Below are 22,826 nucleotides of genomic sequence, written 5' to 3'. Positions count from 1 at the left end.
ACATGAAACAGAAACTCGCGCCCGTCTTGCGCCAACTAAGCCAAGGGCAACTCGGGATCCCACTCCTGCTAATGACCATATTGGGTATGGTGATGCTACCAGTGCCACCTGTGCTACTGGATATGCTGTTCACCTTCAATATCGTATTGGCACTGCTCGTGATGCTGGTCAGCGTATACAGCAAGCGCTCGCTCGACTTCTCGGTATTCCCGAGTATCTTGCTGATCGCAACCCTATTACGTCTAGCACTAAACGTTGCCTCGACCCGAGTGGTATTACTCCACGGTCACCAAGGTGGTGATGCCGCCGGTAAGGTGATCCAAGCCTTCGGTGACGTCGTGATCGGCGGTAACTACGTGGTTGGTATGGTGGTGTTTGTCATCTTGATGATCATCAACTTCGTGGTGGTAACCAAAGGTGGCGAACGAATTTCGGAAGTGAGTGCCCGCTTTACCTTGGATGCGATGCCGGGTAAACAGATGGCAATCGATGCCGACTTAAACGCTGGTATTATTGACCACAACCAAGCCAAGAAACGCCGTGAAGATGTCGCCCAAGAAGCCGATTTCTACGGTTCGATGGACGGTGCGTCGAAATTCGTGCGTGGTGATGCCATTGCCGGGATGTTGATCCTGTTTATCAACATCATTGGTGGTATCAGCATCGGTGTGTTCCAACACGGCTTAAGCTTCTCTGATGCCTTCCAAACCTTCGCCCTACTAACCATTGGTGATGGCTTGGTCGCCCAAATTCCATCACTATTGCTAGCAACCTCTGCGGCAATCGTGGTGACCCGCGTTACCGACAGCAACGACCTAGCAAACCAAATCAGCAAACAAATGCTGGCTTCACCACGCGCCTTGTTCGTGGTGGCTGGCCTGATGCTGATCTTGGGTCTGATCCCGGGTATGCCACACATGGCGTTCTTGTGTTTTGCAGCTGTGGTTGGCTTTGCTGGCTGGAAAATGCGTGAAGCTCCTGCGGAAATCGACGATGAAGATTTGGCACGGGCCGAAGAAATCGTCGAGCAACACGATCAAAGTGAGCAACGCGAACTCGCGGTACAAGATATTCCAATGGTGCACGCCATTAGCTTGAATGTCGGCTACCGTTTAGTAAGTCTGATCGACCGCAAGCAAGGTGCAGAACTGCTCAACCGTCTGTTGGGTATTCGTAAAACCCTGACCGAACACCGTGGCTTTGTGGTGCCGCAAATTCATGTCCGTGACGACTTAGCGCTTGAAGCGAACCACTACAAAATTGCCATTCGCGGCGCGACCATTTGCGAAGCGGAAGTGGAAATGGATTGCCTACTGGCAATCAATCCTGGCCAAGTTTACGGAAGTGTCGACGGCATCATGACCCGTGATCCGGCTTACAACATGGAAGCGGTTTGGATTAAACCTCACGACAAAGATAAAGCCGTCAACTTAGGCTACACCGTGGTAGACCACGCGACCATTATCTCGACCCACATCAGTAAGGTGATCAACGACTGTATCGAAGAAGTGTTGAGCCCAGAAGAAGTGACCAGCGTCATGGATCGCCTTGCCGGTTTGAACAGCAAACTAGCTGACGATCTGCAACAGAAGCTGAGCCAGCAACAACTGCTACGTGTTTTCCGCCAACTCACCGTTGATGGGGTCTCGCTGTCGGATATCGTGACGATTGCGAACTCGTTAGTGGAATCGGCTGAGCTGTCGAAAGACCCAATCCTACTGGCTGCGGACGTGCGTTGTATGCTACGCCGCGTCATTTTAGGTAACTTGGTTGGCACCCAAGCCGATATTCCAGCTATCACCTTATCGGCCGAGCTCGAAAACATGCTGGTGAACGCGCTTAGCCAAGCGCAAGCGGGCGGACATGTTCAGCTCGATGGTTTTGCCCTTGAGCCTACAGTGATTGAGCAATTGCAGCGCAGCCTACCGGAAGTGTTGGATAACATGCGCCTGAATAACTGCACACCAATCTTGTTGGTGATGCCGCAGCTTCGCCCATTATTGGCACGTTATGCTCGTATCTGTGCGCGAGGCTTGCATGTGTTGTCATTCAACGAAATTCCAGATGACCGCAACGTATCAGTAGTCGGAAACATGGGCTAACCTAACTCGATACTCAGCATTAAACACTGAACTCGAGTCATAAAAAAACGGAGCATTGCGCTCCGTTTTTTATTGCCGGGTTTCATCACCGCAAGTGAATCACTACGGTTGATTAACCACCTGAGCAGATGTTTTCTTTTCAATCTGCATAAACAGCACCGGCACAGCCATCGCTGCCATGATCCAAAATAACGATGATCCCACCACGCCGTACAACCAGCCACTCACGGCTGTCATTAGCGCCATAAAGGCCCCAAGAGGCAGAGCATTATACAAGGCTTGTAATGCAACCATCTGGTTACTCGGTGATTGTTGGATATAACGGATCGCCGCCAAGTGCGCCGCTGCAAACGTCACCCCGTGTAACGCTTGGGCCATGACCAAGAAAGGCAATTCTGTCATCGAAGCCGTTAAGCCCCAACGCACTAAGACCCCGACAGCCGCTAAACGGAACATGCCCGCGACACTCCAATTGACGAATAAGCGCTTACTCATCGCAAACACCGCGATTTCAGCGACCACACTGAAACTCCACAGGTAGCCAATCACATCTTCACTGTAACCGATATCATTCCAGTAAATAGCACTGAAGCTGTAATACGCCGCGTGACTACCTTGCAATAATGCGGTGATCACCAACAAGCGTACCACCATGCTATCGCGCAGGATCTCGCCCAATTTCGGACGCGCTTGAGCGCTCGCTTCGTGCGCTTGAGGCTCGATGGTTGGTTTACGCACCGAGAACAGTAAGGCCAAAGCTAAGCCAGCAATAGCGACCCAAGGGATCACATCCGCGCCGTATTTCGCCGCGAATACCCCCACCAGCGTCGAGCCACCGATAAAGGCAATCGAGCCCCATAAACGGGTACGACCATAGTCTAAGTGACCATCGTTGGCATAGTGGTTGGCAAGTGCATCTGAAATTGGGATCACAGGACCAGCGGCAAGGTTAAACAGCACAGTTACCGCTGTTAACGCCCACAAGCTGCCACCGCAGAAAATATAAATGATACAACTCACCAAAGCCGCCAGCGTCAACCAACGCAAGGCAGGTAGCAGATGCTCCACCTTATGAATGCGCGGCGTTAATACCAAGTTGGCAAAACAACGCACCGCCAATCCTAATCCGATCAGCAAACCAATATTCGAGGCACTCACCCCTAAGTGAGCAAACCACAGTCCCCAAAATGGGAGATAAACACCATAACTGAAGAAGAAACCAAACAGGTACTGTGAGGTCCAGCCATATGGACTACTACGAAACATGCGACATCCTAATGCACGAAAATGAGCGGGCATTATACCCAAGCCAGCCTTCATTATGGGTGAAAAGTTGCAGCCCATTTTCTTCCGCATTTATTACCAATAAAAAGCTAACTTATTATTCTAATTAAACTTATCAATAAGTATATCCGTACCCTAAGCGCAACACCCAAAACCAGTTACACCTCATAAGCATACTGCCCCGAAACCAAGCTAGACTAAAGTCGCCTAGCCTCTTTCACTGTCCAAGCCGACAATAGAAAAAATAGTCACCACATAGCAAATGATGTCGCGATGATGAAAGGCAGGGCTAAAGGAAAGGGAGGCGAGGATGCCACAACAATTTGATACTAGGTTGCCACCGTTTGACCGCTTAAGCGATGCCGAGCAGCAGCGTCTTAGTCAGTCGCTCGATATCGTGTACTTTCGGGCCGGGGAAACCGTGATCAATGCAGGTAGCGATTGCCAACAGCTGTACATCATCATCAAGGGCAATATCGAAGAGCACAGCGATTCAAATTCCAATATCCCTCATCACGATGAACCCCACACCTATGCTCATTATGCCAATGACGACTTGTTCGATGTCAGCGCTCAACTCAAAGGCATCAGCGAACATAGCTTTACCGCCCGGGAAGATACCCTTTGTTATAGCCTGCCGCGCCAGTGGTTTGTCGACAGCTACCAAGCAAACCCACAATTTGCCGCTTACTTCGATACCAACCTCACCACCCGCCAAGCCTTGCTGGAAGAGGCGCAACAACAGCAAAACTTGGCCGAATTCATCCTCACCAAAATCGACGATGACAATATCCAACCCTGCCTGTTAGTCCCGGCAACAGCGTCACTCTTGAGTGTAACCAAGCAAATGCAGCAGCAAAACATCGATGCGGCATTCGTGGCGATGCCAAACAGAACGCAAGAAGAAATCCCCAACTCTGCTACCACGCCACACCACGAACAAACTTTGCGGGCAGTAAATCCGCAATACGGGATAGTAACTCGCACCGATTTACTCCACGCCATCATGCTCGATGGACACGACAATCACACATCGGTTGCCACCATTGCGACCGCCCCTGTGATCAGCATAGAAAAAGGGGACTATTTATTTAACGCCATGCTGGCGATGACCCGCCACAAGGTCAAACGGGTGTTGGTGTTTCAGCAGCAAGGCGAGCACCAGCAAGTGGTCGGGATGCTAGATCTCACCCAAGTGCTGAGTTTGTTTTCCACCCACTCGCATGTTCTCACGCTGCGGATCGCCCGCGCCCAAACCATCGACGAACTCGCCCTTGCCGCCAATAGTCAGCAAACCTTGGTCGAGACTTTATTTAACAACGGGATCCGTACCTTGTTTGTGATGGAGCTGATCGCCACCGTCAACGAACAAATTATTGAAAAGGCGTTCCAGCTGATAGTACCCACTCACTTACAGCCTCACTTTTGTTTCATGGTGATGGGCTCAGAAGGACGAGGAGAACAAATCTTAAAAACCGATCAAGACAACGCACTGATCATTGCCAACGATACCGCCCTGAGTTTTAACAATAACTCGGATAATAGTAATACCACTGAACATGATCCCCACCACACCAGTTGGTCGCAATGCCATGCCATCATGCAGCAACTCACTCACACCTTGCAGCAGCTAGGCTACCCGCTCTGCCCCGGCAAAGTAATGGTAAATAACCCTCACTGGGTGCAATCACAGCACGATTGGCTCAAACGCATCGACCAATTGTGCGAGCAAGGCGATCCACAAAGCTTGATGGAACTGGCGATATTAGCCGATAGTCACGCCGTTGCCGGGCAAAAATCTTTGCTTACCCCACTGCTTGAACGTATCCACCAGCATTTGAGTGAACATGAAGTTCTGCTCACCACCTTTACGCGCCCAGCGTTGCAATTTAGTGTCCCTCTCACCCTGTTTGGTAACCTCAAAGCCAGCAAACAAGGGCTCAACATCAAGCAAGGGGGCATTTTTCCAATCGTGCATGGGGTGCGCGCATTAGCACTTGAGCACCACATCAGCGCCACCAATACCTTTACGCGCCTGCAAGCCTTAGCCAATCAACGCGTATTGGAGCAGTCCACCGCCGATAATCTCAGCGAAGCACTCAAACTTTTCATCAAGCTTCGTCTGCAACAACAACTCAGCCAAGCCCATGATGGCTTGCACCATCACATCGACATCAGTCAGTTAGCGCGTGTTGAGCGAGACTTGCTCCGTCATAGCCTTCACGTGGTGAAAAAATTTAAAGAATGGCTTGGCTATCGCTACCAAATTCGCGATTAAGGGGAGCTAACCATGAACCTATTGCAACGCCTCTGGTATCAGCACCAATTCAAACACAGCCCTTATCATGCGCTATTCGAGCGCTACCAAGGGGACGAACTGGTCTCACTCGATTGTGAAACCACCAGCCTTGACCCTCACAGCGCCGAGTTGGTGACCATTGCCGCCACCCGGATCAAAGCCAATCGCATCCTCACGAGCCAATCACTGCATTTAACGTTGCAGCCGCCAGCCAGTTTAGACAGTCGCTCGGTCACGGTGCACCGTATTCGCCACCAAGACTTACAGCAAGGGCTAGAGGCTAAGCAAGCACTCACCCAATTACTCGCTTTTATCGGTAATCGTCCTTTAGTCGGCTACCATATTCGTTACGATAAAACGATTTTAGATCGTTACTTCCAACGTCATTTTGCCTTTGCCCTGCCCAACCGACTCATCGAAGTCAGCCACCTCTATCACCAACGATTAGAGCGCCTACTGCCCAACGCCTATTACGATCTCAGCCTCGAAGCTATCAGTCATCACCTAGGCTTACCCGTCCCTGAGCGCCACGATGCGCTGCAAGATGCCATCGCCGCCGCCCTGATCTACGTCCGTCTCAAACACGGAGATATGCCCATGCTCACTTCGTCATAGCGCTCGCCCGCATATTTACAGTTCACTCTTTATGATGAAACAGCAATGTAAACCGCTGTTATTTATATTGATCCCGCTCTCTCATCCTAAAGTCTAATTGTGACAATACCGAATCTGCACCAAGTTAGTATGCAAGCAAAACAACGTAGAAACATAACCAACAAGCTGTCACGTCCTACAGTGAAAGCGCAATAACCAAGGTCTGGCACCGACAAGAATATCCCCGCCCAGAAAGGCGATGAAGGGAAACACAAGGAGAAAAGGATGAGTGAGGTTCACGTTTACCCTGTTAATCAAGCAATTGCTGACAATGCCCATATTACCGATGATAAATACCGTGAAATGTACCAACAGTCGGTGATCAACCCAGATGGATTTTGGCGTGAACATGGCCAAATCGTTGATTGGATCAAACCTTTCTCTCAAGTCAAAAATACCTCTTTCGATACTGGTCACGTCAGCGTGAAATGGTTTGAAGACGGCACCTTAAATGTCTCAGCCAACTGCCTTGACCGCCACCTTGCGACTCGCGGCGATCAACCTGCAATTATTTGGGAAGGCGATGACCCAAGCGATGATGCCACCCTCACCTACAACGAACTGCACCAAGAAGTATGTAAATTTGCTAACGCCCTGAAAAGCCAAGGGGTACGCAAAGGCGATGTGGTGTGTTTATACATGCCGATGGTCGCGGAAGCCGCTGTCGCTATGCTGGCATGTACCCGAATTGGTGCCGTCCACACTATCGTATTTGGTGGCTTCTCACCGGAAGCTCTCGCAGGACGTATTGTCGATTCCAACGCCAAAGTGGTGGTAACAGCCGATGAAGGGATCCGCGCAGGTCGCGCTGTCCCACTGAAGAAAAATGTTGATGATGCTATCGCTAACGACGAAGTCACCAGCGTCGAAAAAGTGATGGTACTCAAGCGCACGGGTAGCGCTGTGGAATGGGACAGCGAGCGCGATGTGTGGTGGCACGAAGCCACCGCAGTCGCATCCGAAAATTGCGAGCCTGAAGAAATGAGCGCCGAAGATCCGCTGTTCATTCTCTATACCTCAGGCTCAACGGGTAAACCTAAAGGGGTTCTCCACACCACTGGCGGCTATTTGGTGTACGCCACCATGACCTTTAAATATGTATTCGATTACCAAGAAGGCGATATTTATTGGTGTACTGCCGATGTCGGTTGGATCACAGGTCACAGCTACTTGGTTTATGGTCCCCTGGCCAACGGCGCGACCACCTTGTTATTTGAAGGGGTGCCGAATTACCCCAATACCAGCCGCATGAGTGAAGTGGTCGATAAGCACCAAGTCAGCATCCTCTACACCGCACCAACCGCCATTCGTGCCTTAATGGCCAAAGGCGATGAAGCCATCAGCGGCACTTCTCGCTCTAGCCTGCGTATCATGGGCTCGGTAGGTGAGCCTATCAACCCCGAAGCGTGGGAATGGTATCACCGCACCATTGGCGATAGCCGCTGCCCGATTGTCGATACTTGGTGGCAAACCGAAACCGGCGGGATCTTGATCACTCCACTACCAGGGGCAACCGCGCTAAAACCAGGCTCAGCTACCCGCCCATTCTTTGGCGTACAGCCAGCACTGGTCGATAACATGGGCAACATTTTAGACGGCGCAACCGAAGGCAACTTGGTGATGATCGACTCATGGCCAGGACAGATGCGCACTCTATGGGGCGATCATGAGCGCTTCGAACAAACCTACTTCTCGACCTTCCAAGGCATGTACTTCACGGGGGATGGAGCGCGTCGCGATGAAGACGGCTATTACTGGATCACTGGCCGTGTTGACGATGTATTAAATATCTCGGGTCACCGAATGGGAACCGCAGAAATTGAATCAGCGCTAGTGGCGTTTGACAAGATTGCCGAAGCAGCGATTGTCGGCGTGCCGCACGATATCAAAGGACAAGCCATTTATGCTTACATCACTCTCAATGACGGTGAAGTGCCAAGCGCTGAACTGCACAAAGAGGTGAAAGAATGGGTACGTAAAGAAATTGGTCCAATTGCCACCCCTGACTTCTTACACTGGACCGATGCGTTACCGAAAACCCGCTCAGGTAAAATCATGCGTCGTATCTTGCGTAAGATCGCCACCGGCGATACTGGCACCTTGGGCGATACTTCGACCTTAGCCGATCCAAGCGTGGTAGATAAACTGATCGAAGAGAAACAAAAGATCATGTAATTCCCCCCTGACTTACCTAACAGACTTAAAGCAAAGAAAAACCAGACTAAAGTCTGGTTTTTCTTATTTGGTCACAGCAGGATAAATATTTACCCCCAAAAGCACACCCTTGAGAAAATTATTCTCACAACCTGTCAATTTAGCCCAACATTAGAAAAAAGGTTTTATAGCAAACCTAATACAATGGCGCTCATACAGTTCGCTTACAGGTTGTTAACATGAAGGATAAATTAATGACAGCGGGGCTCTTTACCGCTGTGTGTACCATCTGGGGTACCACTTGGATGGCCATGGAAATCGCCGTCGAGAGTGTGCCACCTATCGTTGCTACTGGCTTACGCTTCTTAATTTCAGCGCCATGCATTTTATTACTCGCCAAACTGGCGAATGTGCCTTTGTTGTTTCCACGCGAAAAACGGGGCTTCATGTTAGCCGTGGCTGTGTTCTACTTCGCCATTCCCTTCACCTTAATGATCGTTGGCGAGCAATACATTTCATCCGGGCTCGCATCCATCATCTTTGCCAATATGCCACTGGCGGTACTGGCCGTTTCAATGATCAGTTTAGGGCTACGTTTATCGCTTCATCAGCTGATCGGTTTAGGCGTAGCAGTGAGCAGCTTGTGCCTAATATTGAGCAATGAATTAGAGATCGGCAGCAATAATGGTTATGCAGGTATGGTGGCATTGATTGCTGCCGTGGCAATTCATGCGGTGATGTATGTCTTCACTCAAAAATATGGCCAAGGGATCCATGTTCTGACATATAACGCCGTACCATCCGCCATTGCGGCACTCTTGCTATTAGTGGTGGGTATTGTGGTAGAGCAACCCAATTGGCACGCGATGGAAAGCCATTCCCTACAAGCGGTGATGTATTTAGGGCTGATTGCCAGTGTTGGCGGCATCGTGGCATATTTTCGTTTGAATCAGGTGACTTCACCTTTCAATGCCTCGCTGTGCTTTCTGATCTTCCCAGTGGTCGCCTTGTGTTTAGATGCAGGGATCAACAACAACCATTTGTCACCTTTATCGCTGCAACTGCTCGCACCACTGTTCATTGGCATTATCGTCGCCAAGCTGAACAAATTACCTTCAATCCGTGCTCTAGTGCGCAGTAAATAGCCACCAGTTAGATTATCCTGCCTCAGCGCTGCGCTGTCTGTTCACGATCAGGCAGCGCTGCTCACCCCATAATTCCCATGCGCTATCATAGAGCTAACCCCGTTACTGATTGGAAAATCCTGCGACGCGAAAAATTTGCATGACAGGGAATATTTACAACTCAATGACGGCATGTTTATATTTTGCAGTGATTAGACCAGTATTTTGCTGCTAATTGCGCTGAATTCTCTATAATTGCACCACAAACACAGTTTGGCAGTTTCATTGAGAGCACAAGGAAGCAACGAAACACGTTTGTGCACGTTGTTAGAGTAAAACCTCAAAAATAAGTGAATTAACCCCAAGATGTCGACCGTTAAGCGCATTTTACTGATTAACGGACCTAACCTGAATTTATTAGGTCTACGCGAACCTGGCCATTACGGTCAGCAAACCTTGGATCACATTGTAAAGGAACTCACTGCCAAAGCAGACGAAATGGGTGTTAGCCTCGAGCACATCCAATCGAATGCCGAACATGAATTGATCGATGCCATCCACCAAGCCCATGGCACAGTGGATTTCATCATTATCAACCCAGCCGCATTTACCCATACCAGTGTCGCGATACGCGATGCGTTACTAGGGGTTGCGATCCCGTTCATCGAAGTGCATTTATCCAATGTCCATGCACGGGAACCTTTCCGCCATCACTCTTACCTGTCAGATAAGGCAGTCGGGGTGATTTGTGGCTTAGGTGCTGACGGTTATGAATTCGCCCTGAATGCTGCGGTTCGCCGCCTGCATCAGAACGCTAACTGAACAAAGATAAGAGAAAGATAAATGGATATTCGTAAAATCAAAAAACTGATTGAGTTGGTAGAAGAGTCGGGTATTGCTGAGCTAGAAATCTCTGAAGGTGAAGAGTCAGTACGCATCAGCCGTAACGCTCCAGCAACAAACGTAGCGCCAATTCAACAGTTTGCGGCAGCACCTGTAGCGGCACCCGCTCCTGTGGCAGCGCCAGTAGCAGAAGCACCAGCAGCGGCACCGGCTGCTCCAGCTGAGCCTGCAGGTCACAAAGTCCTTTCTCCAATGGTTGGTTCTTTCTACCGTGCACCAAGTCCTGACGCGAAAGCATTCGTTGAAGTTGGCCAATCAGTAAACGTAGGTGACACCCTATGTATCGTTGAAGCAATGAAGATGATGAACCAAATCCAAGCTGACAAAGCAGGTACTGTGGTTGCTATCCTTGCTGAAGACGGCGATGCTGTTGAGTTCGATCAGCCTCTAGTTATCATCGAGTAACCGAGGCCTACTATGTTAGATAAATTAGTAATCGCGAACCGTGGTGAAATCGCACTACGTATTCTGCGAGCTTGTAAAGAGCTAGGTATCAAAACGGTCGCTGTTCACTCAACGGCTGATCGTGACCTAAAACACGTACTGCTTGCTGACGAAACCATCTGTATCGGTCCTGCTAAAGGTACCGAAAGCTACCTAAACATCCCTCGCATCATCAGCGCGGCGGAAATCACAGGTGCAGTGGCAATCCACCCAGGTTACGGCTTCCTATCTGAAAACGCTGATTTTGCTGAGCAAGTTGAACGCTCTGGCTTTATCTTTGTAGGCCCGAAAGCGGAAACCATCCGCATGATGGGTGACAAAGTGTCAGCGATCAACGCAATGAAAAAAGCTGGCGTACCTTGTGTACCGGGTTCTGACGGCCCGCTAGACAACGACGAAGCGAGAAACAAATCGTTCGCAAAACGTATCGGCTACCCAGTGATCATCAAAGCCTCTGGTGGCGGCGGCGGTCGTGGTATGCGTGTTGTACGTTCTGAGAAAGAGCTGATCGAAGCCATCGCAATGACCCGTGCGGAAGCAAAAGCAGCCTTCAACAACGACATGGTTTACATGGAGAAATTCCTAGAAAACCCTCGTCACGTTGAAGTTCAGGTTATTGCTGACGGTCAAGGCGGTGCTATCCACCTTGGTGAGCGTGACTGTTCAATGCAGCGTCGTCACCAGAAAGTTGTGGAAGAAGCGCCAGCACCAGGCATCACAGCTGAAATGCGTAAGTACATCGGTGAACGTTGTACCCGTGCCTGTGTTGAAATCGGCTACCGTGGTGCAGGTACCTTCGAATTCCTATACGAAAACGGCGAGTTCTACTTCATTGAAATGAACACCCGTATTCAGGTTGAACACCCAGTAACAGAAATGGTTACTGGTGTGGATCTGATCAAAGAGCAGCTACGTGTTGCTGCTGGTCAACCACTATCGTTCACTCAAGATGACATCAAGATCAGCGGTCACGCGATCGAGTGTCGTATCAATGCTGAAGACCCAGAGCGCTTCCTACCTTGCCCAGGCAAGATCGAGCGTTTCCACGCGCCAGGCGGCATGGGTGTGCGTTGGGAATCACACATCTACTCGGGCTACACAGTACCGCCTCACTACGATTCAATGATCGGTAAGCTGATCACTTTCGGTGAGAACCGTGACGTAGCCATCGCTCGCATGAAGAATGCACTTGATGAGCTAGTGGTAGAAGGCATCAAAACAAACGTTCCGCTGCAAGAAGTGATCATGAACGATGAAAACTTCCAGCACGGTGGTGCTAACATCCACTACCTAGAGAAGAAGCTAGGTCTGCAATAATTCCTAGCTACTTCATTGAAAAGGCTACCTTTTGGTAGCCTTTTTTGTTCTTGCCCGTTAGATGCAAAATCTTGTGCCACAACAGGGTTTTGCATCAGATAGGTAATATTGCCACAATAGCGCACCTTTGCGATTCACCTCACACCGACTGCCTATGAGTCCATTGGTGGCGCAAACCCCTCTTTAAAATTACGTGGAGACATCCCATGAAAACCCTAGCTGCCCGCTATCGCCAAGCGCATCGCGAAGCCAAATGGGCCGTGGGCTTAGCACTGGCCTATTTTGTCTGGTGGTACATTTCGGCTTATGCCTTTGCCCCAACCGTAGACACCACTCTGCCTGAGCTCTATTTCGGGCTACCGCTGTGGTTCTTACTCGCTTGTATCCTTGGCCCTATCGTATTCACCCTGCTGTGTTGGCTGATGGTGAAATTCGTTTATCAAGATATGTCCCTCGAGGTAGAGAGTTCATCCCACCATGAATAATCAATTATTAATTCCTTTGGTGATCTACCTGCTCGCCGTATTTACCGTCGCTTGGTTTGCCAAACAAAAACGCCATACCGGCAAAGGGTTCTTAAACGAATACCTTTTGGGTAACCGCAGCATGGGTGGGTTTGTGCTTGCCATGACCTTGGCAGCGACCTATGCCAGTGCCAGTACTTTTATAGGCGGCCCGGGAGCGGCCTACAAAATGGGGTTGGGCTGGGTATTACTAGCGATGATCCAACTTCCTGCCGCTTGGCTAACCCTTGGCGTCCTTGGTAAAAAATTCGCTATCGAAGCGCGCCGCCATAACGCCCTTACCCTCAACGACATCCTGTATGCTCGCTACAAACACCGTGGGGTGGTGATCTTTGCCTCACTAGCACTATTGCTCGCTTTCTTCGGCACTATGGTGGTGCAGTTTGTTGGCGGTGCTCGTCTGTTGCAAACCATGACAGGGCTAACCTACCAACAAGGCTTGATGCTATTTGCCATTACCGTTGGTCTCTACACCACCATTGGTGGTTTCCGCGCTGTGGTGATGACTGACACCATTCAAGGCGTCATGATGATCATAGGTACGATTGCGCTGTTGGTCGGGATTGTCCACGCTGGCGGCAGCCTTGGTGAACTGGTCACCGAGCTTCATCATATCGATCCTGCACTCATTAGCCCTTATGGCCCGGATAACTTTTTAAGCCAACCTTTCATGCTTAGCTTTTGGATCTTGGTGTGTTTCGGGGTGATCGGCTTACCGCATGCCGCAGTGCGCTGTATGTCGTACAAAGACAGCGGCTCACTACACAAAGGGATGGTGATCAGCACTGCGATGGTGGCGTTCTTAATGCTAGGTATGCACTTGGCTGGCGCACTGGGTCGCGCGATTGTGCCGGATGTCGCCAGCCCAGATCAGATCATGCCAACCCTGATGATGACAGTACTACCGCCCACCATTGCGGGTATTTTCTTAGCAGGCCCAATGGCAGCCATCATGTCGACCATCGACTCGCAGCTGATCCAAGCCTCCGCGACTTTGCTTAAAGATTTGTACCTCAATTACATCAACCCGCAAGCTGCCGAGCGTGATGATGCCGAGCAACGTCTGCCTAAGCTGTCACTATGGGTAACAGGTATTTTCTCCGCCTTGGTGTTTGTCGCGGCGCTCAATCCGCCTGACATGCTCATTTGGCTCAACTTGCTCGCCTTTGGTGGGATGCAGGCGGTGTTCTTATGGCCACTGGTACTCGGACTGTACTGGAAAAAAGCCTCTGCTGTGGGCGCGCTAGCATCGATGCTGACGGGCTTAACCACTTACGCCAGCTTAGCCATCATCAAACCGGATATGGGCGGCGTACACGCGATTGTGCCAACCCTCGCTCTAGGTTTGGTTGCATTTGTAGCTGGTAGCCTCGCTAAACCCGTGATGGTTGCCGAGCCGCAACAAAGCTAATTTCAGCGCATATTTGCCATTTCAACACCAGATAGCACCTTCGGGTGCTATCTTTTTTTGAACGCTAACATAAAGACCATTACACGACGTTGAAAGCAAAGTCCGATGATTTCATCGCGATTCACGACCATCAACGCAGTAATATTTATCAGGTTCCGCCCTCAACCAGTGTGGATTGGCGAAAAAACATGCTAGACTTCGCCCCCTCAATTTTTAGTCAACACAAAAGCGAATACACCATGCCTTGGATTCAAATTAAACTGAACGCGACTGCTGAGAATGCAGAAGCGATTGGCGATATGCTGATGGAAGAAACCGGCGCTTTGTCTGTCACCTTCCTTGACGCACAAGATACGCCAGTATTCGAGCCTCTTCCTGGTGAAACCCGTCTATGGGGTGATACCGATGTGATCGGTTTATACGACGCTGAAACCGACATGGATTTTGTGCTGACCATGCTACAAAACAGCCCGCTACTGGCTGATGACTTTGCCCACAAAGTTGAACAGCTAGAAGACAAAGACTGGGAACGTGAGTGGATGGAAAACTTCCACCCAATGCGTTTCGGTCGTCGCCTATGGATCTGCCCAAGCTGGCGCGAAGCACCAGAACCTAACGCGGTAAACGTACTGCTTGACCCAGGTTTAGCATTTGGTACTGGTACTCACCCAACGACATCACTATGTCTTGAGTGGCTTGACGGTCAAGACCTAACAGGCAAAACCGTGATCGACTTCGGTTGTGGCTCAGGCATCCTTGCCATTGCGGCAATCAAACTGGGCGCGGCGAAAGTGATCGGTATTGATATCGACCCACAAGCAATCCTAGCTTCACGCGACAACGCTGAGCGTAACGGCGTGTCTGATCAACTAGAGCTATACCTACCGAAAGATCAGCCTGAAGATATTCAAGCTGACGTCGTGGTTGCCAACATTCTGGCTGGTCCACTTCGCGAGCTATCACCAGTGATCAAGGGCCTAGTGAAAGACGGTGGCGATCTGGCAATTTCAGGTGTCCTAGAGACGCAAGCTGAAGATGTGGCGACTTACTACAGCGATGAGCTAGCGCTAGATCCTGTTGCCGTTCGCGAAGATTGGTGTCGTATCTCAGGCCGTAAAGCCTAATTTACAGAGTTAAACCAAATAAAAAGCTAAGGGCACCTGTCCAGAAAACACCCAATTGACTGAATTTTAAACAATTTTAAAATTCAAAACTAAAATGCTCAATTATTGGTCTTTTCAGACAGGGAAAAAATGCGTAAAATGCGCGCCCTTACTGGCACAGTCAGGTGTAGATGTTTTGCAGATCGGTCCTTATCAACTTAAAAACCAATTAATTGTTGCGCCTATGGCGGGTGTGACCGATCGTCCGTTCCGTGAGCTTTGTCTCCGCTACGGGGCAGGAATGGCCGTCAGTGAAATGATGTCCTCCAACCCTGACTTGTGGAAAACGGCAAAATCTCAGAACCGTATGGTTCACGAAGGCGAATCGGGGATCCGCTCAGTACAAATTGCTGGTGCCGATCCGAAATTGATGGCTGAAGCTGCACAATTCAGCGTTGAAAACGGTGCTCAAATCATCGATATCAACATGGGTTGTCCGGCCAAAAAGGTCAACAAAAAACTGGCGGGCTCTGCCCTGCTTCAGTATCCAGCGATCATCGAAGATATTCTTCGTACCGTTGTCGATGCCGTTGATGTTCCTGTAACGCTAAAAACGCGTACGGGTTGGGATCTCGAAAACCGCAACTGTGTCGATATCGCAAAAATGGCCGAGCAATGCGGCATTCAAGCTTTAGCCCTTCACGGTCGTACCAAAGCTTGCATGTACAAAGGCGAGGCAGAATACGATTACATCAGAGCAGCGAAACAAGCGGTGTCTATTCCAGTGATCGCTAACGGTGATATCGACTCACCGGAAAAAGCGCGCTTTGTACTCGATTATACGGGTGCCGATGCTTTGATGATTGGTCGTCCTGCACAAGGACGTCCATGGATTTTTCGCGAAATCCATCATTACTTAACAACCGGTGAACACTTACCAGCGCCAAGTATGGCGGAAGTAAGTGAAATCATGCTGGGCCATGTTCAAGAACTCCACCGTTTCTACGGCGAGTACTTAGGGTTGCGCATTGCACGTAAACACGTGTCTTGGTACTTAAAAGAGCATGCACCCGCGGGTGATTTTCGCCGGACCTTCAACGCTATCGAAGATGCCCAACAGCAAATCGATGCGCTGCAAGGCTACTTCGAAAACGTTGCATAAATATTAGAAGAGCTTACAGAATTATGTTCGAACAAAATCTGACTTCCGAAGCACTAACAGTAACAACTGTAACTTCACAAGACCAAATCACACAGAAGCCACTACGTGACTCTGTGAAGGCTTCTCTTAAAAACTACCTTGCTCAGTTAAACGGTCAAGAAGTCGATGATCTGTACGAGCTAGTGCTTGCTGAAGTTGAGCAACCACTACTAGACACCATCATGCAGTACACTCGCGGTAACCAAACTCGCGCTGCAACCATGATGGGTATCAACCGTGGTACGCTTCGTAAGAAACTGAAAAAATACGGCATGAACTAATTCATTTAGTCTCGCTATTTTCGAAAAGCCCCGCTCATTGAGCGGGGCTTTTTGTTTGTATCAGCCCCACTCCCAAATCGGTATAACTACAAAGTGTCAGGGCTATCACTAAATTTTGAGGATGGCATTCTGTAAATTTAAAACCGTGATCGGCTCCTCATCATGCGTAAAAGCTCCTCTCTAGAATCACGGCTATAACAAAAGATGAGGATATATACATGAAGAAAAGCTACTTACTGCTCTCTATTGTAAGTGCGCTCTATTTGTCTGGCTGTGGCTCTGACGACAACACCGCAACCGACAATACACAACAGCTCAAAGGGGTCGCGCTTGATACCCAATATCTCGCAAACGCCAAAGTCTGTTTAGATTTCAGCACCGACAGTCGCTGTGCCACCAGCTATCAAACCACCACAGATAGCCACGGGTTGTTCTCGTTAACGATCCCGAGCAGCGAAAACAACAAACTCGACCAAGCTATTGTCACCATCCTGCCTGCTACCCAAAGTGCCCGGACGACAACCCAAGGCTCTGAGCTTATCTATCAAGCGTTATATGCCGCTAAAGAAAGCCAAGATATCGCGGTGTCGCCACTCACCACCCGTTTAACTGAGCAGATCAAACTATCACCCACCCAAACCATCAGTGATAGTGCAATCAAGCTAGCGAAACAAAACATCATTGAGCAAAGTGCGCTGTCTGATACCCAACACTTTTTCGATAATTACCTTACCGACAGCACTAACACCGCATTGCATCACTACGTTGAAAACACGGTTGATGAACTATCACGCGCTGCGGAATTAACCGAACAACTACGCCAAGACCCCAAATACCAAGAATGGGATAAACTCCAAGCTTATGTTTGGCGAGTGTGGCAACGTAGCCCTCATAACCATGAGTTTACTTACCGCTATGAAGAACTTGTGGCATTAGAGAAAACCCAACAAGGAACCCGCGTTACCCGTCGAGAAGGAACCCAATGGTACGCGAATGAAGAAACCGGGGCGATTAACCGTGCTTTGCCATTACAAAATTGGCACGACCAACGTGAATGGTTAACCGAAACTCAAGCCAAGGTTTATACCTACTTTGAATTTGATTATAACCAAGACGGGCAATTCAACTTCAAAGGCGAGCTTGGCGGGCTATACAACTACTCCTCTCTTGTTGCTGGACAAGAAGCTTATACTGGTTATGAAGTCTTTAACGAAGGAAACCCTGCCGCTGAAGGCGCAGAAGATCGCGGCAACCGTGAATGGATAGATAATTGTCCGCTATTTGATGAACTCGCCAAAGTCACCAAGGAGCAAGCCCTCGACCCTTGTGTGGATTTTGTCGAATATCGCGATATCAGTAACAGCGCCCAAAACGATGGGACGCTGAAAAACCAAGATAATATGACCGAATGGCAAAAAGACGATCCGAAGGATGGTACGCCACCCTCACAATGGACACCGCTAACGGTCAATAATGCGAGCCTCAAATACTACGAAGAGCGCGAACAGAAATGGTTTGAAGACGGCAGCAATGCGTTTGAAACCCGTTTTGACTGGAATGCTGACCACTACCACCAACCTCAACGCCCTACACCTTTCAATGTCATTAAAAACGACAGCGTTTCAGAGAATGGATACAGTGCTACGGCGATCAAAACCCCATACTGGAAAGGTGAACTCAACCCACAATTTCAGTTAGCTGGTAAAGGGATCCGCCAATACAGCTTAGTGAACCCTTTCCATTGGAAAGACCTAGCCGAAGTCTACGTTGATGAAAAAGTGGCGCAATTAGATGATCACAACCATGAGTACCTCGCAACGACGTATCTGATGAAAGAAGCTCACCAATACCTCGATGGTGACGGCCAAGCTGTTGCGATCGCAAATGCAAACATCAAGTGGAATACACAAACCAACGCCTTAACGGCTCAACTGCAATACCCAGCATTAACACACGGTGATCCTGACTGGCAACTCAGCCCAAGCCAAGCGATTACCGAAAACTACAGTGTGAGTACCGCAGGCAGCTCAAATAAGTTGGATTTAGCGACCATGAGTATCACGCGTAATGCTGCGCAACCAGCTAACGAAACGCGAAATGTCCTTACGCGCAGCTACTTTGATAACGCCATAACATGGACAGTGACCACACCCGACGGCTTTGGCAGCAATGCACAACTCCAAGCAATCTACCCACTGATCTTCGGCGATGGTAGCAACTACACCTTCCAACCTTATGCCTCGAATACCGACAGTAAACTCAACCTCGCACAATGTGGCAGTGACCGATTTGCCGGCGTTGAAACAAAGCTGACTTTTGAGGCGGCGGGCGATGCTTATATCGCACTGCGCTGCGGTGATTGGCCTTGGCTTGGTGAGATGGTGCGGCTCGTGATCGTCACTCAAGACGAGCAAGGTAACTTTGATGCCGAGCTCCAATGGTGGCAGCAAGGCGATAACATCCTAGATGATGCAGCACGTGAAAGCCTCAAGGTCCGCTTTACACGTCAATAATCTCAGCATGAATGAGAATAACAATAAGGCTAACCGCGGTTAGCCTTATTCCTTTATGCCTCGCCACTCATCAGCCTAAGCAGCATCATTCGGGTATAAGGCGGTGAAGTGTTCGACCTCAGGGAAGTTCAGGTAGAAGTGATGTAGCAAGTCACGCCATTGTTGGTATTCGCTGGATTGGCGAAAACCCACTTGATGATCATCGAGCGTTTCCCAGTTCACTAGCAGCACGTAGCGATGGTCTTTTTCGATGCACTTTTGCAACTGATGAGAAATATACCCACTCATACCGCTAATGATCTGTTGCGCTTCGGCAAATGCGTTTTCAAATGCAGCTTGCTGTCCTTGCTTTACATCCAGTAACGCGACTTCCAATATCATTGTTGCTCTCTCCGTTTTTCCTCAAATTTCAGACAAAAAAAAGCCCCGCCATTGCGGAGCTCTCTCTTTATAAATAATCACATAAATAGGCGGTGGGTGCTGATACCTGCACCTCGAACGAAGCGTCGCCCGGCACTTCAAAATCATCCCCCGCATGGTAGGTTTCCCATTCCACATGGCCGGGTAATTTCACCGTCATTGCACCTTTTACTACCGTCATCCGCTCAGGGGCAGCAGTCGCAAACTTATAGTCACCCGGCACCATCACACCGACACTACAGTGATCGCCTTGGGTTTCAAACCCAATCGACTTCACTTGCCCGTCAAAATACTCGTTATTTTTTAGCATGATAATCCTTATCTACTGCAATTCATGCTATTGAAATTAACACAGTTATTACGGTTCCACTACTCATAACACCACAAAAACCGCCACCAGCACTTAGTCAGCCATTCACACTAAGGTGCAGTTAAAGGTTTTCTCGCTGCCAGATTTCGCTACACTAGGCGCCAGATTTTTTTGTAACTTTGGACCCAAGTAGATGAAAAAAACCATCCTAACGGCTATCGCCCTTAGCAGCCTAGTTCTAATGGGTTGCTCGGCTCAAGAGAAGCAAGACCTAAAAGACGGCTTTCGTGATATCGGCCACGCCACTCGTGATGCAACGCGTGCAACTGGGCATTTTTTCCGTGACACCACCAAAGATGCCATTGAGAACGCCAAAGAAGCGACCTCTAAAGACGAAAGCAAAAGCTAATTTGAGCCTGACTTCGCACAGCGCCCGGTGCAGCATTGCTCTGCCGGGGCTTTCACCTCGCTTCCCTCATGCTGATCGCCCAGCGCTTCCAAAATCGAACAATGGCTCGCATCATCATCAACGTGTCCACAACAAGCATCGTTTATGCTTTTTAGCGCACGACGGATCCGCGTGAGTTCTGCTATTTTGGCATCCACTTCGTTGAGCTTCGCTTGAGTAATGGCTTTGACTTCTGCGCAGCTATGCTGGCTGGCTTCCAACCGAATATCTAACAGCTCCCGAATTTCATCCAAACTCAGCCCAACCGCTTTCGAGCGCATAATGAACTTCACCCGCGATAAATTTTCTTCACTATAAAGCCGATAACCGCTGTCACTGCGCCCCGCAGGTTGCAATAAACCATTCTTCTCATAAAACCTTAAAGTATCGCTACTTACCCCAGAGCGTTTGGCCAATTGACCAATTAAATACATCGCGGCTACTCCTACATTGACAACCGAAGAGTGACAAAACCCATAAAGCAAACGTTTGCGCAATAGATAAAATCATGTAAAATACGCGCCATCAAACCTATCACACCATTAAATGACTCGGCACTACGCGATTTTAGTCGAGGATATTTCCCAAAACCAAACGAGACGCTTCGTTTTGGAAAATATCCTATTCCCGTGTATCAAAGAGAAGCTTGCAATGGAAAACGCTCGTCCTATCCGCCGTGCGCTTATTAGCGTATCAGACAAAACTGGTATTGTTGAATTCGCACAAGCTCTAGCCAACCGTGGTGTCGACATCCTTTCGACTGGTGGTACTGCTCGCCTGCTTGCTGAGCAAGGTATCAAAGTTACTGAAGTTTCTGATTACACTGGCTTTCCAGAAATGATGGATGGCCGCGTTAAGACCCTACACCCGAAAGTGCATGGTGGTGTACTTGGTCGTCGTGGTCAAGATGATGACGTGATGGCAACACACGGCATTAACCCAATCGATATGGTTGTAGTAAACCTATACCCGTTTGCAACCACCGTTGCTAAAGCGGGTTGTACCCTAGAAGACGCGGTTGAAAACATTGATATCGGCGGCCCGACAATGGTTCGCAGCGCAGCAAAAAACCACAAAGACGTCACTATCGTGGTCAACGCGCACGATTACGACCGTGTTATCGCTGAAATGGACGCAAACGACAAGTCACTGACTCACGCAACGCGTTTTGACCTTGCTATCGCTGCTTTTGAGCACACCGCCTCTTACGACGGCATGATCGCTAACTACTTCGGTACTATGGTGCCATCGTACGGCGACAACAAAGAAGGTGACGAGGAATCGAAGTTCCCACGCACTTTCAACCAGCAGTTCGAGAAGAAACAAGACATGCGCTACGGTGAGAACAGCCACCAAGCCGCGGCATTCTACGTAGAAAGCAATCCACAAGAAGCATCAGTCGCTACAGCGCGCCAAATCCAAGGTAAAGCGCTGTCTTACAACAACATCGCCGATACCGATGCCGCTCTTGAGTGTGTGAAAGAATTCGACCAACCAGCTTGTGTGATCGTCAAACACGCGAACCCTTGTGGCGTTGCACTGGGCGATAACATCCTTGAAGCCTACGACCGTGCCTACCAAACCGACCCAACGTCTGCTTTTGGTGGCATCATCGCATTCAACCAAGAGCTAGACGCCGCAACCGCACAAGCGATTGTTGACCGTCAGTTTGTGGAAGTGATCATCGCACCATCAGTCTCAGCTGAAGCCGTTGACATTGTTGCTGCGAAGAAAAACGTACGTCTGCTTGAGTGTGGCGAATGGTCAACCAAGACGACGGGTTTTGATGTAAAACGTGTAAACGGCGGCTTACTGGTTCAAGACCGTGACCAAGGCATGGTTTCTCAAGATGACTTGAAAGTAGTATCTAAGCGTCAACCAAGCGAAGAAGAATTACGCGATGCGCTATTCTGCTGGAAAGTCGCGAAATACGTGAAATCTAACGCGATTGTATACGCAAAAGGCAACATGACTATCGGTGTTGGTGCCGGTCAAATGAGCCGTGTGTACTCTGCGAAAATTGCCGGCATCAAAGCCGCAGATGAAAACCTAGAAGTCGCAGGAAGCGTAATGGCATCGGATGCCTTCTTCCCGTTCCGTGACGGTATCGACGCAGCCGCAGAAGCCGGCATTAAGTGTGTGATTCAGCCTGGTGGCTCAATGCGCGATCAAGAAGTGATTGATGCTGCAGACGAGCACGGCATGGCGATGATCTTTACTGGTATGCGCCACTTCCGCCACTAATTTCCTCATCGTATTTGGCATTGTGGCGTTGTTAACTGCTTTCGCCCACCCCAGTCACATAGCGAGCTATGCTCCCGGGGATGGGCTCAA

Annotated in this window: 20 protein-coding genes; 16 read left to right on the top strand and 4 right to left on the bottom strand. The window is 49.4% G+C overall.

What is annotated here, in order from left to right:
* Window positions 1-2: 2 nt before the first annotated feature.
* Complete coding sequence (gene flhA, locus A3K86_RS09615; RefSeq protein ID WP_068330689.1) at window positions 3-2,102, top strand: flagellar biosynthesis protein FlhA; 2,100 nt, start codon at window positions 3-5, stop codon at window positions 2,100-2,102.
* Window positions 2,103-2,204: 102 nt separating this feature from the next.
* On the opposite strand, the gene A3K86_RS09610 is transcribed toward flhA, so the two are convergent.
* Window positions 2,205-3,368: a 3-phenylpropionate MFS transporter gene (locus A3K86_RS09610; protein ID WP_068330688.1), complete on the bottom strand. Its 1,164-nt coding sequence runs from the start codon at window positions 3,366-3,368 to the stop codon at window positions 2,205-2,207.
* Window positions 3,369-3,696: 328 nt separating this feature from the next.
* Here A3K86_RS09610 and A3K86_RS09605 point away from each other — a divergent pair, with 328 nt between their 5' ends.
* From A3K86_RS09605 to A3K86_RS09545, 13 genes are all read left to right on the top strand, one after another.
* Entirely contained in the window at window positions 3,697-5,664 is a 1,968-nt protein-coding gene (locus A3K86_RS09605) for a putative nucleotidyltransferase substrate binding domain-containing protein (RefSeq protein ID WP_068330687.1), read from the top strand.
* Window positions 5,665-5,676: 12 nt separating this feature from the next.
* A complete protein-coding gene (locus tag A3K86_RS09600) occupies window positions 5,677-6,300 on the top strand; it encodes a 3'-5' exonuclease (RefSeq protein WP_068330686.1) in 624 nt (207 codons plus the stop codon).
* 264 nt (window positions 6,301-6,564) lie between these two features.
* Window positions 6,565-8,514, top strand: a complete 1,950-nt coding sequence (gene acs / locus A3K86_RS09595; protein ID WP_068330685.1) for an acetate--CoA ligase — start codon at window positions 6,565-6,567, stop codon at window positions 8,512-8,514.
* Between the two features lie 218 nt (window positions 8,515-8,732).
* The gene (locus A3K86_RS09590; RefSeq protein ID WP_068330684.1) at window positions 8,733-9,638 is read left to right on the top strand and encodes a DMT family transporter; all 906 of its coding nucleotides are present in this window, start codon (window positions 8,733-8,735) and stop codon (window positions 9,636-9,638) included.
* Between the two features lie 345 nt (window positions 9,639-9,983).
* Complete coding sequence (gene aroQ, locus A3K86_RS09585) at window positions 9,984-10,439, top strand: type II 3-dehydroquinate dehydratase (protein WP_068330683.1); 456 nt, start codon at window positions 9,984-9,986, stop codon at window positions 10,437-10,439.
* Between the two features lie 21 nt (window positions 10,440-10,460).
* Window positions 10,461-10,925, top strand: a complete 465-nt coding sequence (accB, locus tag A3K86_RS09580) for an acetyl-CoA carboxylase biotin carboxyl carrier protein (protein WP_068330682.1) — start codon at window positions 10,461-10,463, stop codon at window positions 10,923-10,925.
* A gap of 12 nt (window positions 10,926-10,937) precedes the next feature.
* Complete coding sequence (accC, locus tag A3K86_RS09575; protein WP_068330681.1) at window positions 10,938-12,281, top strand: acetyl-CoA carboxylase biotin carboxylase subunit; 1,344 nt, start codon at window positions 10,938-10,940, stop codon at window positions 12,279-12,281.
* Between the two features lie 206 nt (window positions 12,282-12,487).
* Window positions 12,488-12,766 carry a YhdT family protein gene (locus A3K86_RS09570; RefSeq protein WP_068330680.1) on the top strand — a complete coding sequence of 93 codons (279 nt, stop codon included), beginning with the start codon at window positions 12,488-12,490 and terminating at the stop codon, window positions 12,764-12,766.
* Window positions 12,759-14,216: a sodium/pantothenate symporter gene (gene panF, locus A3K86_RS09565; RefSeq protein ID WP_068330679.1), complete on the top strand. Its 1,458-nt coding sequence runs from the start codon at window positions 12,759-12,761 to the stop codon at window positions 14,214-14,216. The genes A3K86_RS09570 and panF overlap by 8 nt, the downstream gene beginning before the upstream one ends.
* A 239-nt stretch (window positions 14,217-14,455) precedes the next feature.
* On the top strand, window positions 14,456-15,340 hold the full coding sequence (prmA, locus tag A3K86_RS09560; RefSeq protein WP_068330757.1) for a 50S ribosomal protein L11 methyltransferase: 885 nt from the start codon (window positions 14,456-14,458) through the stop codon (window positions 15,338-15,340).
* 175 nt (window positions 15,341-15,515) lie between these two features.
* Window positions 15,516-16,481: a tRNA dihydrouridine synthase DusB gene (gene dusB / locus A3K86_RS09555; protein ID WP_068330678.1), complete on the top strand. Its 966-nt coding sequence runs from the start codon at window positions 15,516-15,518 to the stop codon at window positions 16,479-16,481.
* Window positions 16,482-16,504: 23 nt separating this feature from the next.
* Window positions 16,505-16,801, top strand: a complete 297-nt coding sequence (fis, locus tag A3K86_RS09550; protein ID WP_005372656.1) for a DNA-binding transcriptional regulator Fis — start codon at window positions 16,505-16,507, stop codon at window positions 16,799-16,801.
* A 218-nt stretch (window positions 16,802-17,019) separates the two neighbouring features.
* On the top strand, window positions 17,020-19,314 hold the full coding sequence (locus A3K86_RS09545) for a hypothetical protein (protein ID WP_068330677.1): 2,295 nt from the start codon (window positions 17,020-17,022) through the stop codon (window positions 19,312-19,314).
* A gap of 75 nt (window positions 19,315-19,389) precedes the next feature.
* Here A3K86_RS09545 and A3K86_RS09540 read toward each other — a convergent pair whose 3' ends face one another.
* The gene (locus A3K86_RS09540) at window positions 19,390-19,695 is read right to left on the bottom strand and encodes an antibiotic biosynthesis monooxygenase family protein (protein WP_068330676.1); all 306 of its coding nucleotides are present in this window, start codon (window positions 19,693-19,695) and stop codon (window positions 19,390-19,392) included.
* A gap of 67 nt (window positions 19,696-19,762) precedes the next feature.
* Window positions 19,763-20,044, bottom strand: a complete 282-nt coding sequence (ppnP, locus tag A3K86_RS09535; protein ID WP_068330675.1) for a pyrimidine/purine nucleoside phosphorylase — start codon at window positions 20,042-20,044, stop codon at window positions 19,763-19,765.
* A 193-nt stretch (window positions 20,045-20,237) separates the two neighbouring features.
* Between ppnP and A3K86_RS09530 the strand changes: the two genes are divergently transcribed.
* A complete protein-coding gene (locus tag A3K86_RS09530; RefSeq protein ID WP_068330674.1) occupies window positions 20,238-20,453 on the top strand; it encodes a hypothetical protein in 216 nt (71 codons plus the stop codon).
* On the opposite strand, the gene zntR is transcribed toward A3K86_RS09530, so the two are convergent.
* Entirely contained in the window at window positions 20,450-20,926 is a 477-nt protein-coding gene (zntR, locus tag A3K86_RS09525; RefSeq protein WP_068330673.1) for a Zn(2+)-responsive transcriptional regulator, read from the bottom strand. The genes A3K86_RS09530 and zntR overlap by 4 nt on opposite strands.
* A 217-nt stretch (window positions 20,927-21,143) precedes the next feature.
* Here zntR and purH point away from each other — a divergent pair, with 217 nt between their 5' ends.
* The gene (gene purH / locus A3K86_RS09520) at window positions 21,144-22,736 is read left to right on the top strand and encodes a bifunctional phosphoribosylaminoimidazolecarboxamide formyltransferase/IMP cyclohydrolase (RefSeq protein ID WP_068330672.1); all 1,593 of its coding nucleotides are present in this window, start codon (window positions 21,144-21,146) and stop codon (window positions 22,734-22,736) included.
* The last annotated feature ends 90 nt before the right edge of the window (window positions 22,737-22,826 follow it).

Source organism: Photobacterium jeanii (assembly GCF_001650345.1).
In the GTDB taxonomy this organism is placed as follows: Bacteria; Pseudomonadota; Gammaproteobacteria; order Enterobacterales; family Vibrionaceae; genus Photobacterium; species Photobacterium jeanii.
This window is presented reverse-complemented; position numbering and strand designations above follow the sequence as displayed.

What these genes read in the sequence shown, in the direction of transcription:
- acs (WP_068330685.1), top strand. Translation starts at nt 6,565, where the DNA reads ATGAGTGAGGTTCACGTTTACCCTGTTAATCAAGCAATTGCTGACAAT.
- A3K86_RS09600 (WP_068330686.1), top strand. Translation starts at nt 5,677, where the DNA reads ATGAACCTATTGCAACGCCTCTGGTATCAGCACCAATTCAAACACAGC.
- zntR (WP_068330673.1), bottom strand. Translation starts at nt 20,926, where the DNA reads ATGTATTTAATTGGTCAATTGGCCAAACGCTCTGGGGTAAGTAGCGAT.
- ppnP (WP_068330675.1), bottom strand. Translation starts at nt 20,044, where the DNA reads ATGCTAAAAAATAACGAGTATTTTGACGGGCAAGTGAAGTCGATTGGG.
- accB (WP_068330682.1), top strand. Translation starts at nt 10,461, where the DNA reads ATGGATATTCGTAAAATCAAAAAACTGATTGAGTTGGTAGAAGAGTCG.
- fis (WP_005372656.1), top strand. Translation starts at nt 16,505, where the DNA reads ATGTTCGAACAAAATCTGACTTCCGAAGCACTAACAGTAACAACTGTA.
- A3K86_RS09540 (WP_068330676.1), bottom strand. Translation starts at nt 19,695, where the DNA reads ATGATATTGGAAGTCGCGTTACTGGATGTAAAGCAAGGACAGCAAGCT.
- A3K86_RS09545 (WP_068330677.1), top strand. Translation starts at nt 17,020, where the DNA reads ATGAAGAAAAGCTACTTACTGCTCTCTATTGTAAGTGCGCTCTATTTG.
- A3K86_RS09590 (WP_068330684.1), top strand. Translation starts at nt 8,733, where the DNA reads ATGAAGGATAAATTAATGACAGCGGGGCTCTTTACCGCTGTGTGTACC.
- purH (WP_068330672.1), top strand. Translation starts at nt 21,144, where the DNA reads ATGGAAAACGCTCGTCCTATCCGCCGTGCGCTTATTAGCGTATCAGAC.
- A3K86_RS09570 (WP_068330680.1), top strand. Translation starts at nt 12,488, where the DNA reads ATGAAAACCCTAGCTGCCCGCTATCGCCAAGCGCATCGCGAAGCCAAA.
- aroQ (WP_068330683.1), top strand. Translation starts at nt 9,984, where the DNA reads ATGTCGACCGTTAAGCGCATTTTACTGATTAACGGACCTAACCTGAAT.
- panF (WP_068330679.1), top strand. Translation starts at nt 12,759, where the DNA reads ATGAATAATCAATTATTAATTCCTTTGGTGATCTACCTGCTCGCCGTA.
- accC (WP_068330681.1), top strand. Translation starts at nt 10,938, where the DNA reads ATGTTAGATAAATTAGTAATCGCGAACCGTGGTGAAATCGCACTACGT.
- prmA (WP_068330757.1), top strand. Translation starts at nt 14,456, where the DNA reads ATGCCTTGGATTCAAATTAAACTGAACGCGACTGCTGAGAATGCAGAA.
- A3K86_RS09605 (WP_068330687.1), top strand. Translation starts at nt 3,697, where the DNA reads ATGCCACAACAATTTGATACTAGGTTGCCACCGTTTGACCGCTTAAGC.
- A3K86_RS09530 (WP_068330674.1), top strand. Translation starts at nt 20,238, where the DNA reads ATGAAAAAAACCATCCTAACGGCTATCGCCCTTAGCAGCCTAGTTCTA.
- A3K86_RS09610 (WP_068330688.1), bottom strand. Translation starts at nt 3,368, where the DNA reads ATGTTTCGTAGTAGTCCATATGGCTGGACCTCACAGTACCTGTTTGGT.
- flhA (WP_068330689.1), top strand. Translation starts at nt 3, where the DNA reads ATGAAACAGAAACTCGCGCCCGTCTTGCGCCAACTAAGCCAAGGGCAA.